Source organism: Psychromonas sp. (assembly GCF_041586535.1).
Lineage (GTDB): Bacteria > Pseudomonadota > Gammaproteobacteria > Enterobacterales > Psychromonadaceae > Psychromonas.
In genome coordinates this window covers 1-15,203 of sequence record NZ_JBFGZY010000007.1, presented here as the reverse complement: position 1 = coordinate 15,203, position 15,203 = coordinate 1, and the positions used below count along the sequence as shown (strand labels likewise).

Annotated in this window: 11 protein-coding genes; 7 read left to right on the top strand and 4 right to left on the bottom strand. The window is 41.5% G+C overall.

Annotated features, from left to right (window positions below; genetic code table 11):
* Positions 1-945 precede the first annotated feature (945 nt).
* Positions 946-2,142, top strand: a complete 1,197-nt coding sequence (locus tag ABZA00_RS01710) for a DUF481 domain-containing protein (RefSeq protein ID WP_372880414.1) — start codon at positions 946-948, stop codon at positions 2,140-2,142.
* Between the two features lie 112 nt (positions 2,143-2,254).
* On the opposite strand, the gene ABZA00_RS01705 is transcribed toward ABZA00_RS01710, so the two are convergent.
* Positions 2,255-3,754: a PLP-dependent aminotransferase family protein gene (locus tag ABZA00_RS01705; protein WP_372880413.1), complete on the bottom strand. Its 1,500-nt coding sequence runs from the start codon at positions 3,752-3,754 to the stop codon at positions 2,255-2,257.
* 439 nt (positions 3,755-4,193) lie between these two features.
* Between ABZA00_RS01705 and ABZA00_RS01700 the strand changes: the two genes are divergently transcribed.
* The 6 genes from ABZA00_RS01700 (at position 4,194) to ABZA00_RS01675 (ending at position 11,000) form a co-directional block, all read left to right on the top strand.
* The gene (locus tag ABZA00_RS01700) at positions 4,194-5,195 is read left to right on the top strand and encodes a TRAP transporter substrate-binding protein (protein WP_372880412.1); all 1,002 of its coding nucleotides are present in this window, start codon (positions 4,194-4,196) and stop codon (positions 5,193-5,195) included.
* A gap of 108 nt (positions 5,196-5,303) precedes the next feature.
* Positions 5,304-5,900: a TRAP transporter small permease gene (locus tag ABZA00_RS01695; protein WP_372880411.1), complete on the top strand. Its 597-nt coding sequence runs from the start codon at positions 5,304-5,306 to the stop codon at positions 5,898-5,900.
* Entirely contained in the window at positions 5,897-7,240 is a 1,344-nt protein-coding gene (locus tag ABZA00_RS01690) for a TRAP transporter large permease (protein WP_372880410.1), read from the top strand. The genes ABZA00_RS01695 and ABZA00_RS01690 overlap by 4 nt, the downstream gene beginning before the upstream one ends.
* 67 nt (positions 7,241-7,307) lie before the next feature.
* Complete coding sequence (locus tag ABZA00_RS01685) at positions 7,308-7,796, top strand: universal stress protein (protein WP_372880409.1); 489 nt, start codon at positions 7,308-7,310, stop codon at positions 7,794-7,796.
* A gap of 103 nt (positions 7,797-7,899) precedes the next feature.
* Positions 7,900-9,075, top strand: coding sequence for a 3-phosphoserine/phosphohydroxythreonine transaminase (gene serC, locus ABZA00_RS01680; RefSeq protein ID WP_372880408.1), 1,176 nt, complete (start codon positions 7,900-7,902; stop codon positions 9,073-9,075).
* Positions 9,076-9,740: 665 nt separating this feature from the next.
* Positions 9,741-11,000, top strand: a complete 1,260-nt coding sequence (locus ABZA00_RS01675) for a Glu/Leu/Phe/Val dehydrogenase (protein ID WP_372880407.1) — start codon at positions 9,741-9,743, stop codon at positions 10,998-11,000.
* Between the two features lie 959 nt (positions 11,001-11,959).
* On the opposite strand, the gene ABZA00_RS01670 is transcribed toward ABZA00_RS01675, so the two are convergent.
* The 3 genes from ABZA00_RS01670 to ABZA00_RS01660 all read right to left on the bottom strand — a co-directional run bounded on the left by ABZA00_RS01670 (position 11,960) and on the right by ABZA00_RS01660 (position 14,967).
* Positions 11,960-12,694 carry a sulfite exporter TauE/SafE family protein gene (locus ABZA00_RS01670; protein WP_372880406.1) on the bottom strand — a complete coding sequence of 245 codons (735 nt, stop codon included), beginning with the start codon at positions 12,692-12,694 and terminating at the stop codon, positions 11,960-11,962.
* 188 nt (positions 12,695-12,882) lie between these two features.
* Positions 12,883-13,725, bottom strand: a complete 843-nt coding sequence (locus ABZA00_RS01665) for an SDR family oxidoreductase (RefSeq protein ID WP_372880405.1) — start codon at positions 13,723-13,725, stop codon at positions 12,883-12,885.
* Between the two features lie 549 nt (positions 13,726-14,274).
* The gene (locus tag ABZA00_RS01660) at positions 14,275-14,967 is read right to left on the bottom strand and encodes a hypothetical protein (RefSeq protein ID WP_372880404.1); all 693 of its coding nucleotides are present in this window, start codon (positions 14,965-14,967) and stop codon (positions 14,275-14,277) included.
* Positions 14,968-15,203 lie beyond the last annotated feature (236 nt).

Here is a 15,203-nt window from a genome sequence, read left to right as displayed (position 1 = left end):
TGTCAGCAAGCTGTATATCAAACCAAAATCATTTTACAACAATAGTTCTTAGCTTCGGTTATTGTCTTGGAAACCCGCACCCCGCAGGGCAAGGCAAATTGTATCAACCTGCGTTGTTATAAAACCTCTCTGTAGAATAACTAGACTTCAATTTTATGCCTAACATCTCGGCACAATTTACCTTGCTGACTTTGCATCTTGAGGTCTCATGGGTATATAAAAAAAAGTGTTAACACTCAAGCTGAATCACAATATCTCAACACTTTTCGCTTAGAGCAAGATCGTGGCTAACGATTAGCAATGCGCACTTTTGCTCGCGGGCCAAATCAATCAATAGCTCAGTGATTTCTTTAGCGATAAATGGGCTAGCCTGGAAGTAGGTGATCGGCAAATAATACCTAAGGTACAAAGAGGTGATCATTCTAAGTAATCACATATAAATTGTCAGGTTTTTTCAGCCCTCAGCTGATTGCCATCTCCTATACCCATTATACTTTAAGGTACAAAATATGAGCACCAAAAACAAGCTTCTGGCATAGCTCTCACAGGCTTGTTCATTTCAAATGAGAAGCATTATCACATTGTTTGGGTATATTTCAACACTGCGGATATTTCAATTATTACAAATTGACGTTAATTGTTATAACTCATTTTTTTACCGGTAAGCAGCCAATAATGACCGGATTATTGATATTTACTAAGCTCTGGAAACAGGCAAACCCTGTACGGAGCTAGCATTGCATTGCATTTCCTTTCTTTTAGTACTAAGAGTCTTAAGCGGTTGCTGGTAAAAGGTTAAAACCTGTGATCTGTGTCACTTATTTTCTTTGCGCAATACTGATTAGTGCTTATCTTTATTTATGAGGTTGTTCATTTTGTAAATAGAAATAAAAGCCGATTAATTAAATAAAGAACTATAAAAATAAATAACGAGGGGAATAAGCTATGACAAAACTTAATATAGTAGCAGCTTCTGTGATGATGGCTGTAACCGGAAGTGCACTTGCCGTGCCTGCGGTTAGTGACTACGACGAAGCAACAGCAGCTTATCAAGACGCTTATGTGGAGGGTTTGTTTAATCTCGACAGCGGTAATCAGGATCAAACCAGTTATAATCTTGACTTATTTCTTGATTATGAACAGGTGTTCAGCTCTTCCGATCTTGATACAACAATTAACTTTGATGGTGAGGCCTCACGTGATCGTGGTCCTGATGCGGGTAATGAAGACAAGTCTTATTATCTGGCAGAAGGCTTAGTCAGTGCAGATAAATATTTTGCTCCGGACCGTAACCTTAATTTTTATTACGGTAAAGCCGAAGTGGGTTTAAAAAAAGGACAAGAGGATCCACGTACACAAGTGACTATTGGTTTGGGTTATGGCCGTGTTGTTAACGTAACGCCAATGGCGCGTGCTATCCGCATCATTGAAGCGTTACGTTTGCGTGGCAGTTTAACCGGTGACCCGTCTGATGCCGTATATCAGGAAGTCGCGGTAGTGATTGATAAAGAAGCTGAGTACAGTACAAGATATGGCCAGGAAGATTACGAACAGTATTGGATTGCGGATATAGAAAATGCGCTGAAAGGTTCCGGTATGGTAGCTGGTGGCGGAGACCTCGGAGCCGGGGCAATCTTAAAGGCATACGATGTATTGGATAGAGAGACCATTCAAACGCGTAAAAAAGGCTGGGAAGTACGTGCCGGTGTTGGGGTTCTTTTTACAAATTATGATGGTGAAAATGGCAAACCGCTACTTGAAGCTATCGCTGAATATCATTACCCGATTGGCAATTCGACTCAGTTCTCTAACGTAGCAAGTGTGGGTGCAACTTTAGATGATGGCGACAACAGCTATTTTTTCGAAAATGATATGTCGTTAACCTATGAGTTAACCGATCTTATTGACTGGCGAAACGGTTGGACATTCACTCATTTAGAAACTGACGCGGATGGTTTTGAGGATATTACCACCCATACGATCAGCTCAGGATTTTACTACTACTTGACTAATCAGTTAAATTTAGGTTTAACGGCTACCTTGGTGGACTTGGAGGACAATGTTAACTACAGTATTAATGGGCTACGTAATGATGGATGGGAAAGGAATCTGAATCTGAGCATTAGATATCGCTTGAAATAGGACTCCTTGAACTGTAACAGATTAGTTACAGTTGCACGCCATCCTTTTATTAAAGGATGGTGGTGCGACAACAACCCGAAGCGTCTTTATTTTATTAAACGCTTCGGTTTTTTTATGTTTGCGGGTTATCGCAACCGGACTGACGCAGTCGCAGTTGTTCAATCAGTCCTCCCAGAATAGTCAACCCCTGTAGAATTTTATCGTGGTTAATAGCTGAAAATCCAAGTCGAATATAATTTTTAGGCGCATTTTCCTGCATAAAAAGACTATCGCCGGACTCGACTAATATCCCGTGTTGCGCAGCCAGTTCGACCAGTGCATGGCTGGTAATGCCATCTGGCAATCCTATCCAGAAACAAAAACTGCCTGCAGTCGCGTGGATCTCGCAGCCTTTCAGGTAAGATTCAATGCCTTGCTGCATCAGCATCCACTTCTTCTCATAGGCCCGACGTATACGCCGCACATGGCTGTCGTAATAACCCTGACTGATAAATAAAGCGGTGACACGCTGGTTATTTGAAGGCGGATAGCGGTAATGCAGATGGCGTAATTTTCGCAGTTCCGTGATCAGTGTTTTGTTCGCCACCAGATAACCGATACGTATCCCCGGGGTGAGTGACTTGGATAAACTGCCGGTATAGATCACTCGGCCATGTTGTTCAAAGCTTTTAAGCGCAGGCAGCGGCTGTTCAATAAAATTAACTTCACTTTCATAATCGTCTTCAATCAACACAAAATTATCCCGGACAGCCTGCTCAAGTAAGGCTTTACGTCTTTCGATAGTCATCGTCACTGTGGTTGGATATTGATGGCTGGGAGTGACGCAAACATAGTCGCAATGCTGAAGCTGCTCACCTAACACTACACCTTGTGAGTCAATATCGAGCGGTTTTACCGTGCTCTGTGTGAGGGAGATGATATTGCGAAATTCACCATAGCCGGGGTTTTCCACGCCAAAGGTGACATTTTCACCACCTAATAAACTGGCGAGTAAAAATAGCGAGTTCTGAGTGCCAAGGGTAATAAGGATTTCATCGGCCTGGGCAACAATGCCGCGCTTAGGCAGAATCTGCTGACGAATCTGAGTGATCAACTCCGGATCATCCATATCAATATAACCTTCTACCCACTCATGCAGTTTGCTGCGGCTCTCTGCTATGCGCGAGCATTCGCGCCACTGATAAAGGGGAAACTCTTCAACATTGATATACCCGTAAATAAATGGGTAGGGGTATTTAAACCAGTTTTTATCTTTGTTCAGTGATGTAAATTGACTGGGTTTTTGCTTCATCCGTTTGCACCAATTTGGTTCACGGGAAGATCCCGGTGGATCAAAATGCACTAAACTAGGGCAGGATTCTTTGGGGAAATCCGGATGGACAAAAAAACCACTTCTTTTGCGGGCAACCAGGTATCCCTCATCGACTAAACTTTCATAGACTAATACGATGGTATTTCTTGATACGCCAATAATCTCTGCCATCTTGCGCCCGGAGGGCAGAGGCTTGTCTCCAAAGGTGCCCTGCTTAATCAGCTGTACCAGCTTTTCGCGGATTTGCTGCTGGTAACTGCTGTTGTTATGCAATTCAATATTGATTAAAAGGTCGGACATTATGTTTCCCGTAGAAAAGTTCGGACTAAATTTTGCTTGTTAATTGATTTGAGCTGTGCAACAGGAAATCATTATTATTTATAATGCAAAATGTAGGCCATGTTTTATATTTTCGAGTCAGGTCATGTAAATTTCGTTAAGGTGATGTGTTTTTTTGTGAACTCGGTGGTTGTAATACAGAGTTAAGGGTGGACTACAATTTAAATAAATTGGCTCTACTCCTTATTTTTACAAGCACGTAGCTTAAATAAGGCAAGCAAGTAGCTTCAATAACGGCTGTAACGTCATATCAACAATCTGGTTCTTAAGCCGAATACTTTCACTAGTATGGATTATGCTGAATAGCCGATATGATTACCCGTACACTGAATATCTTTCTGGAAGGGATTCAATTTAAACCATGTGGACAATTTGTAATAATCAATGAGGTAATGAAAAAATGCATAAAGCGAAATTTATTAAAGCGATTTCACTGGCAACCAGCCTGGTGTTATCAACAAGCGCTTTTTCGGCAACATGGAAAATAGCCGTGGGCGATGGCGGTGGCAGTGCTCAAGAAGAACTAGCTATTAAATTCTCAGATGTACTTGCTGAAAAAACAGGCAGTAAGTACAAAACAAATATTTTTGTTAACGGTCAGCTTGGTTCCGAGCAGGCGACGGTAAATGACGTTTCCATGGGAACGTTAGATATGTCGATCATCGGTAGTAACAACCTGGCACCATTTAGCCCATCTATCGGGATCCTTTCACTTCCATATATTTTTGAAAATATCGACCAGGCTGAAACTATCATCAACAGCGATATTGAAAAAAATCTTACTGAAACAGTGCTAAAACAAGCTAATGTTCGTATTGTCGCTTGGAGCTATTCTGGTTTCAGAATGTTAACTAACTCTAAACGCCCGGTTAAAAACCTAAAAGATCTTGAAGGTTTGTTTATTCGCGTACCGAAAAGCGATCTGATTATTAAAACTTATCAGTCTCTAGGCATTAATCCAACGCCTGTCGCTTGGTCTGAAACCTTTACCGCACTGCAACAGAAAGTTGTTGATGGACAAGAAACACCATATGCAGCGATTCATTCAATGAAATTTGCTGAGATCCAGAAATATTTAACAGAGACGCATTACTTGTTTCAATTAGAGCCGCTTATCATCTCTGAATCTGTTTTCCAGGATCAGTCTGCAGATGTACAAAAAGCCATACTGGAAGCAGGTAAAGAAGCAACTGCACACAGCCTTGCCTGGATTAAAGAGAAAGAAGACGGTATCAAAAAAGAGCTGGTTGCAAAATATAGCGTGCAAATCGATCAGTTAGAAGATGAAGCTGAGTGGGTTAAAAAAGCACAAGCGGGTGTTTGGCCTGAATTCTACGAACAAGTTGGTGGTAAAGACAAAATTAATGAATTACTACGTACTTTAGGTAGAGATGAAATCTAAAATCATTGCCAGGCTGAGTGTTACCACTCAGCCTTTTTTTTAGTGCCGGCTACATAAAAAAGTATAAAAAGCAAGGTATTGCTCTCTTAAAGGTGCACAGTAAACATTATGAAAATAATTTTAAAAATATTTGATAATTTAGAAAGTTATTTATGTAGAGCGCTATTACTAACGTTCGTGACTATTCTATTTGCACAAATATTATCACGAGAAATTTTAGGTTACTCCATCACATGGAGTGAAGAATTATCAGTGTATTTATTTGTATGGTTTGTATTTCTAGGCTCTAGTTATGCGGCAAAGCTATCCGCACATAACCGCGTTACGTTTCAATACAAATGGCTGCCTGCAAAGGTATGTACACTGTTCGAATTTATATCTGATCTGTTATGGGTTGCTTTTAACAGTTACTTTATATATCTCAGTTATGACTTTGTCTTTAATCGGATGAACCTTTTTTGGAAGTCGCAAACACTGGGTATTCCGATGAAGTACATTTACTTGATTCTGCCAATTGCTTTTACATTGATGACTATTCGCATCATACAAGTTAATTATCTGAAGTTTGTTAAGGGAGTCGAAACGATTGACCCTGAATCGCAAGAAATGAATGAATTGATGAACACCGATGTATTCGAAGAAGAACAAGAAACGAATAAATCAGATGGAAAAAAACAAACAAAGGATACGGAGAATAACAAATGAGTGAAGCATCCATAGTCATGGTGTTATTTGGCTCTTTCTTAGCCTTATTACTGCTTGGTGCGCCAGTAATGGTGTCATTAGGTATTGCGGCTTTAGCCTCTTTCCTGTTTTTAGATGAAAACCCAATAAAATTTGTACAAATAGCCTTTAACTCAGTAGGGTCATTTCCGCTGATGGCATTACCTGCGTTTATATTAGCAGGGGCATTAATGGAAGCCTCCGGAATATCCAAACGACTGGTGACCTTGGCTGAAAGTTTTGCCGGCCCTGTTACAGGTGGTATGTCTGCCGCGGCTATCTTAGCTTGTATGTTCTTCGGCGCAATTTCCGGATCTGGCCCGGCAACAACAGCAGCTGTTGGCATGCTAATGATCCCGGCAATGGTTAACCGGGGTTACGATAAAGGTTACGCCTCAGCGGTTACCGCTTCATCCGGTGGTTTAGGTATTGTAATTCCTCCTTCAATTCCGATGGTTATTTTTGGTATATCGGCATTAGGCTTGGCAGTTCCTATGGATGCAATCGCAAAACATGGTGAATTCCAAAGTATTTCCATACCAAAAATGTTTATCGCCGGATTCTTACCGGGCTTAGTGATGTCTATCGGTTTGATGACTTTAAACTATGTTCAATGTCGACGTTACGGTTATAAAGGCAGCGGTGAAGGATGGTCAATCGCACAAATCGGCCAGGCAGCTAAATCCGGTATCTGGTCAATTTTGGCGCCACTGGTGATACTAGGCGGTATTTACTCTGGTTTGTTTACACCGACCGAGTCTGCAATTATTGCCATATTTTATACCCTGTTTATCGGTGTGTTTGTGCATAAAGAGTTAAAGTTAAGAGATTTAATACACTCTTTAGAAACAACAACCTGGTTGTCAGGTCGTGTTTTACTGATTCTTTTTACCGCAACTGCATTCGGGCGTATTTTGGTAGAAAATCAAATTCCCGCAATCGTTGCTGAATCCATGTTAAGCCTGACCGATAATCTATACCTTATCTGGTTATTAATCATCGCCTTCTTGCTGTTTGTCGGCATGTTTATGGAAACCCTGGCGGCGATTATGATTTTAACCCCGGTGCTTTTACCCGTTGCTTATACGCTAGGAATTGATCCGGTTCATTTTGGTATCGTGATGGTTTGTAGCCTGTCAATTGGTTTCTCAACGCCGCCACTAGGAGAAAACTTATTTGTCGCCTCCGGCATATCAGATACACCTTTAGAAGAAGTAACAGCTAAGGCATTACCTTTTGCCATGGTGTCTACTATCGCAGTTATTATCATCGCATACATACCTCAGATAGCATTGACACTTCCTAAATTATTAGGCTATTAGGCTTTAAGTTATTCAATAATCTGCTTTAGTCAAATAAAGCAGATTATTATACAGAAGGATAGTTATTATGTTTGAATTTAAGAAAATTCTATTTAGTACTGATTTGTCAAAAAGCTCGGAAGAGTACTTTAAGTACGCTGCTTATCTAGCCCAAAAAACCGGGGCTGAAATCCATATTCTACACGTAGTAGAAAAGCTTTCCAGCGATGCAAGAATGGCACTGGAAAGCTATGTGATGGATGATAGTAAGCGGGCTGAAATGTTAAAAGCACGCAAAAGGCAGGCACAAAAAAAGCTTGAACAGATGCAGGATGAGTTCTGGGCTAATGTACAGCCGGAAGAACTGGTCGTTAGAGAAAAAGTTAAATCAATCAAGATCATTGAGTCTTTCCCAACGGAAGCAATATTAAAGACATCAAGAGAGCTGGAAGCAGATTTAATTGTCATGGGGACACATGAAAAAGGGTTTGTTGAAACCTTTTTAGGCAGTGTTGCCAGAAATGTATTAGCGCGGTCACGCATTCCTGTATTAGTCGTTCCTCTTAAGCACAAATAGTCAGCGACTCAATATACTGCAGAATCATAGTTAACCCCTTAATTTAACGGGCCTGGTATCGGTCCGGTTTTACATATAAAGCATAGTTTGGAGCAGCAATAAAATGAATACAAACATACACCCAGCCCTGGTCGGCTCTCTTAGCTCTACCGCACCAGCAGAAGCAATTATCAACTTCAGTCCCGGTCCCACAGGGCTACCCAAGGCTGTCGAAGAAAGAATTACAGCAGCTTTCAACGCGCCAGGGCTTACATCATTAGCATTATCACACCGTGCGCCGGAGTTTCAGACAATCCTTGACCATGCGGTTGCCACTACGCGTAAGGTTATGCAGATACCTGATGAGTACGAAGTGCTTTTCACCCATGGTGGCGGGCACGGGCAGTTTGCTGCCTTACCTCTAAACCTTTGCCACGACCAGTCGGACATTGCGACCTATGTGGTCAACGGCACCTGGTCAGAAAGAGGCCGGGATGAAGCAAGTAAATACTGTAGCGTACAGACTATCGATGCCAAAGATCCTGAAACGGGTAAATACACCTCTTTTCCTGAGCTGACCGAAGCAAATATCGACCCTGATAGTAAATACCTCTATTTATGCTCTAATGAAACGGTCAATGGTATTGAACTGCACCGCCTGCCAAAGCTTCCTGAGTCACGTAAGCATATCCCGTTAGTGGTTGATGCAAGTTCTGATTTCTCGACCAAGCCTATCGACTGGCGTGGTTGTGGTGTTGGCGTCCTTTTCGCCTGCGCATCTAAGAATATCGGCCACCCTGGATTAACCATGACCATCGTGCGTAAAGATCTGCTTGGTAATGCCTCTCCTCTGTGCCCGGGTGTGTTTAACTATACAACCAACAGTGACGCCGGAAATCTGTGGAACACGCCAGCAACCTTCAATATTGAAGTGGTTGGTTTTCTGATGGACTGGCTTGAGCAACAAGGTGGTGTAGCCGAGTGTGAAAAGCGCTCTATTGCTAAAGCCCAGGCTATTTATGATGTTATCGACAGCTCTAATGGCTTCTATGGCACCCCTATTGACAATAAAACGCTGCGCAGCCGGATGAACGTGCCGTTCAACGTCGCAGGTGGCGATGAAGCGCTGACCAACAAGTTCTTGATTGAGAGCTGGGAGAAAGGGATGATTGGTCTGCGTACGCTGACACCTTTCGGCTTTGGGGACTACCTAAGAGCTAGCCTGTATAACGGCGTGAGTGAAGAAGAAGCAAACACACTTGCTGATTTTATGAAGCGTTTCGCCAGCGAAAACGCATAATAGGGTAGCCGGCACGCCGCTGCCGGGGCTCTGAAAAGTTATCCAATATTTGCTCGAAAATATTGGATAACATTTGCAAAAAAATGTCAAATTAAGGTAAAGGGTTGTTGAGGTTAATGCTCCCTTGTCTCCTGCTGTAGTTACTTTTGAATAAGTAATGTCAATGCCAGGTAATCAAACCGATCGCCCACCGCTATTTCTCTTTGCTTTCAATTAAATCATTATCTTACGCATCACTTGTAGAAAACGACCAGCAAATATCAACCCCTCTCAACAAGACGCTACCTTTGTTTTTTGGTGCATTAATATTGGATTTCCTGGCACTAAAAAAAAGATGAATTGGGGCTAACTTGGGAGAGGTTCATGAATTATTCTTTGATAATAAGTTGTGTATTTTTAGCCGCTAAAAATTGGCAAAAGAGTGTAAAAGTTCAAAACGGTTAAATGAGCAATTCAAAGAATAAAAAACACTCATTTGGGTCTTGCAGGCGCAATTGAGCGAAAAAAAAGATAAGAGATTCTTCTAATCTGATAAGTCTATTTCCCAGTAATGAAACTCTTTAGGACGGACAGGTAGATCTTTATATTGCCTGTCACATATTGAACAGCCAGTTACTTTTTTAAATAAAGCAAGTGTAATTTACATTCTATACAAAGGATTTAAAATGTTAAAAAAATATGACCCTTATGAAAATGTGATTGAGGTGCTAAGTGAAGCAATGAACATTGGTAATATCAACAAACATATGTTTGAGATTATCAAAAATCCTCAGCGCGCTCTAACAGTCTATCTGCCGGTAAAAATGGATGACGGAAGCGTACAGGTTTTTGAGGGCTATAGGGTGCAGCATTCGAATATTCGCGGCCCCTTTAAAGGCGGGATCAGGTATCACCAAGATTGTGATTTAAATGAAGTTAAGGCGTTAGCTACCTGGATGACTTTAAAATGTGCTGTGGTAGATATCGCTTATGGTGGTGCAAAAGGCGGAATTCAAGTTGATCCAAGAACGTTATCTGAAGCTGAACTTTGCCGCTTAACCCGTCGTTATACTTATGCAATAGAGCCAATTATTGGCACTAATAAAGATATACCGGCTCCAGATGTAAATACCAACTCGAAAATAATGGCTTGGATTTTAGATACCTACAGTATGCTGCAAGGCAAACCTTGTCCAGGGGTTGTAACGGGTAAACCATTAGAGTTAGGCGGTTCCAAAGGCAGAGAGGCTGCAACGGGACGAGGCGTTGTGATCAGTACTGAACTTATCCTTAAAAAAGATAATAAAGCCACAGAGGGGCAAAAAGTCGCGATTCAAGGGGTGGGAAATGTAGGTGGTAATGCCGCACGAATCTTACATGAAAAAGGCGCTAAAATAGTTGCTATCAGCGATGTTTCTGCTGCTATATATGCTGAAGATGGATTAGATATACCTTCGATTATGGATTACTTGAAAGATCCGCAAAGCCTTTTGGTTCATTACGATGCTCAGGGGATCACCCATATAACCAATGAAGAACTATTGCAATGTAATTGCGATATCCTTATTCCTGCTGCATTGGAAAATCAAATTAATGAAGAGGTCGCTAAAAAATTACAATGCTCTTACATTGTAGAAGGGGCTAACGGGCCTACAACAACAGCCGGGGACAAGATTTTAGAAGCGCGCGGTATAACCCTTGTTCCGGATATACTTGCAAACAGTGGTGGTGTTATCGTGTCCTATTTTGAATGGGTGCAAAACATTCAAGTATTAACATGGGATGAAGATAAAGTTAATGAAATGCTTGAGAATCAAATGTCAAAAGCATTTATTGATGTGGTAGCAGAGAGTGAGAAGTCCGCATGTAGTCTTCGAATGGCTGCGTATATTGTTGCCATTAGAAAAGTGATACATGCTCAGGATGTTAAAGGCATCTTCCCGTAAAAACCGATAAAACAGATAAAACAGATATTATGTACTTTCAAACTTGAGAGTACATATTCAGTTAACCGGGTATAATGATCTAATACCAACCAGACTAATTATCTGATCATTTATGCTTGTTAAACTATTATGGTGCTCTAGACATAAAACTACGTTTTAGTCTTTGTTATTGATTTGATTCCGAACGTCCTGTTCTTCACCACTTTGTGGCCAGCTAAAGCTGTGCAAAATTGTTCCATACAATTTTGTGCAATTAGAACAACTAGTAGTGCAATCAATGCCTTGCTTTCATTCATTTTTCCTGACGCCTAAACAGATCATTTAATTAATCCAATTGGTATAAGTCATGCACCGCAACCAGCTGCCTCGTCATAAAATAATAGCAAATCCATTAATCAGATGTTTTATAGATAATTAGTGGAACTGGTATAAGCTAACCGGCAAGATCATATGCCGCACAAAGCTCCCCTGCGCTGAGTGAGCAATTAAGCAGGTTTTATAAAGTAGGGTGCATTCATGCACCAATAACTCTCTGATATCTTCAACCAACTAAAGCATTCACCCAGAACAGTACCTCGATGCCGATGATGGCAGGGTGGGTTTGAGGAGGAAGTTACACGACGCATAAAACGTACCTTATGCTGAGTGAGCAATTACGCAGCTGTTATATTACAGGTAATCCATGCACCAATAACACGCGGGTAAATTCTACGAACTAAAAGCATTTCGCCTGAAAAGAAGCTTAACTTCGATGATGGCACGGTTGACTTGAGGAGGTGCTTACTATGAGTCAGGGTAATACTAATCTGCTTTATTATCGGGACTAATTTGTAGGGGGCATTATGCGCCGCAAGCAATTATCAGGTCATGTAAACAAGCTAAATCAGTAAGATCATATGCTGTGTAAAACGGCAGCTATGCGCCATTGCCGGAAGTGACAATGGCGCAACACAGTAGGCTTAGATATTTTTTACAATAAGAAATACGCCGATGAAAAGCAGTATGGAATGAATAATTTTGTGATAGTTAATATTGTACTTATGCAGTTGCGAATAAGCAATTAAGCCGGTTACCAGACCAATAACAAACCCCGGAATAGAAGTATACACATAATGAAATACCTCTGGAGTTAATAGATCCTGAGACCAAAACCCGGCGATAGCCCCAATCATCTGCAGCATAAAGAAAAAGACAATAGTAGATTTTGTCTGGTGTGAAGACCAGGGAAGCATAGAAGTATAAGCAATGGCCGGTGGACCTGACTCCCCAACGCTCGCACCAAGGGCACCAGAAAATGCACCTACAAGAAGGCTGATAGGGTTAGATGGTTTTTTAAATAAAGTCGCATGTGCCCGCAGAGAATATAAACTGGAAATAATAAGCACAATTCCCATCGTTATAAGAATAACTTCAGAAGGTAAACGCTTTAATAAATCCGCACCGACATAAGAACCGGGCAAGGAGCCTATAAACATAATGAAGGCGACTTTCCACTGTACATGTTCTCGCATTTTCCAGACAACAGGAAAGGTGATTAACCAACCAAAAATACCGGCAATAGGTACCGCCATCTTGACATCCACTGCGAGGGATAAAAGGGGAACCGAAACCAGAGCAAGTCCAAAACCTGTTAACCCTTGAGTGAAACTACCAAGAGCAATAATAGTCGCTATAACAACCGTAATCATCGACATGAGTGTAAACCATTAAAATGAAATGTATAAATTAAAGAATAGAGATAACCTGCTCACAGACCAGTACAGCAGAGTGGCAACTCTGCTGAGACTCTAAAATAGCGCAATTCTGTCAGCTAAGCTTAAAGGGTATGATCTATGTGTAAGCGCAAACGAAGCTCGCCTTGCTCACACATTACAGGAGTTATCTATACGCCACAGAACGAGCTGAAACCACCATCAATTGGTATTACTGCCCCAGTTACAAAGCTTGAAAGTTTAGGATCGACTAAATAAAGCAGTGTACCTGCACATTCATCAGGATCGCCAAATCGTGACATTGGTGTACCGGCAATAATTCTTTCAGAACGTGCTGTTAATGATCCGTCCTCTTTTTCCATGATATGTTTATTTAGATTTGTAACAAAGAATCCAGGTGCAATTGCATTTACACGAATATCCACTAACGCAAAATAGTTAGAGAGCCAGGCTGTAAAGTTACTCACGCCAGCTTTTGCTGCAGAATAAATGGGAACCGTTGTTGTAGGGCTGATCGCATTCATGGATGATATGTTAATAACTGAACAGCCTTTTTTACCTACCATGTCTTTACAAATAACCTGAGTTGGAATAAAAGTTCCCATAAAGTCGATACGGTTTACCCACTCTACTTTATCGAGATCCAAATCAAAGAAACTTCTACCGTCAGACATATTTTCTTGTGTAAGCTGATCGTGCCCGGTTGTTGCTAAAGGATGGTGAACACCTGCACCATTTAAGAGAATATCACAGGTACCAAAGTCTTTTTTTACCTGCTCATAAGCGTTTGTTAAACTCTCTTTTGAAAGCACATCTGCCTGGTATCCTTTTGCTGTGCCTCCAGCGGACTGCAGTTGCGCAGCTACGTTATCAGCAGCTTCTTTGTTAATATCAAATAGTGCGACTTTTGCTCCATGCGAACATAACGCTTTGGCAAAAACACCGGTAAGCACACCGCCACCGCCTGTAATGATGGCGACTTTGTCCTTTAAATTAAAATCGTAATTGCTCATATGATACCCTTGTTAATTGGAGAATATTCGAAATACTATGGCAATATTGGCTGCATAAAGTTAGAGCCAGTTGTCAGCAATTGTGGCACCACCATTACCGCTTGTCACCCGTAATATCCGCAATGTTATCAATGTGTTACAGGTTTGTTGTTGTTTTGAGTTGTCCATGCTAAAACTCAGGTAATCCAGCATTATCGTAATGAGATTGCTTAAAGTCAGGCTAACAGGAGCTCACCACACAGGACGCCTTTAGATGGACCCGAAGGGCTGCATTTGTCCGCGCTTTCTACTGCGTGATCGCCTGCTTATGCTGAACGCACAGAAGAAATGAAAGTGTCACTATTATGTTTCTTATAGTAAGAAGTGCTATTTAGGCTTAGGAAAAATGGATATGAAAACCTATCCAATGAGGTTGGGTTGCAGATTGTCGAAAGCGAGGTAATAAATTATGCTGAGTTTGCTATTTGAGCATAATGAGATATCAGATTATGCTCAGTGTCACATCCTTTTGAGGGGCAGGGGTTTATTTATCAATGCCCCGATAAAATGTTAGCCGCACTTACTATCGCCACAATTCAAACAAGTCAAACATCCATCTTTCATAATGGCAGCTTTGTGGTTGCATTTTCTGCACAGTTGGGCTGAAGGTGGAAAACTACCACTTTGCCCGGCACTCTCTGCCGTAGTTGTCCCCGCCAGCTCTTTCTTTTTAGCATCGATCAGGGCTTGCTGATGTTCATCCAAACCATCGACTTTCAATAAACCAATCTGAATCAAGTGACGTTCAATCACATCACCAATACTGGCGATCAATGACGGTACGTATTTTCCCTGATCCCAAAAACCACCTTTTGGATCAAATACAGAGCGCAGCTCTTCAACAAGAAAAGTCACATCGCCGCCTTTACGGAACACCGCAGACATAATGCGGGTCAATGCTACAATCCACTGGTAATGCTCGAGGCTTTTTGAGTTGATAAATATCTCAAACGGGCGGCGTAATTCATGCTCTGTCCCCGGATTTAATACGATGTCATTGATGGTGATAAACAGGGAGTGCTCAGAAATATGCTCCGGCGTTTTTAGTTTGTAGGTTGAACCCATTAGATGTTCCGGGCGCTCGACCAGTTCATGCATGTGCTCAACACTTGATTCGATTGCTTTTTGTTGCTCTTGTGCAGCCTGCTCTTCTTTATTTTGTACTTTGTAACTAACAATGTTACCAGTGATTTTTGTAACCATAATGTTGTCCTTCCGCTTTTAACCTTGATGCTGCGGAGCGGCCTTAACCAACTCAACAGCGAATATTGTGTGATTAGGGACTGTTGATCTTTCGCGGTTAATTTTTGTTCGAGATAAAAGCGTTTTAATCGCGACGCGAGGTGTGTAGCTTAGTCATTCTAAGTAAATACCTCGCAACAAAGAGTAAAACGCTTTTAGCCGAACCCTTCGGGCAGCGTTTGTTGGCTCTTTCTACT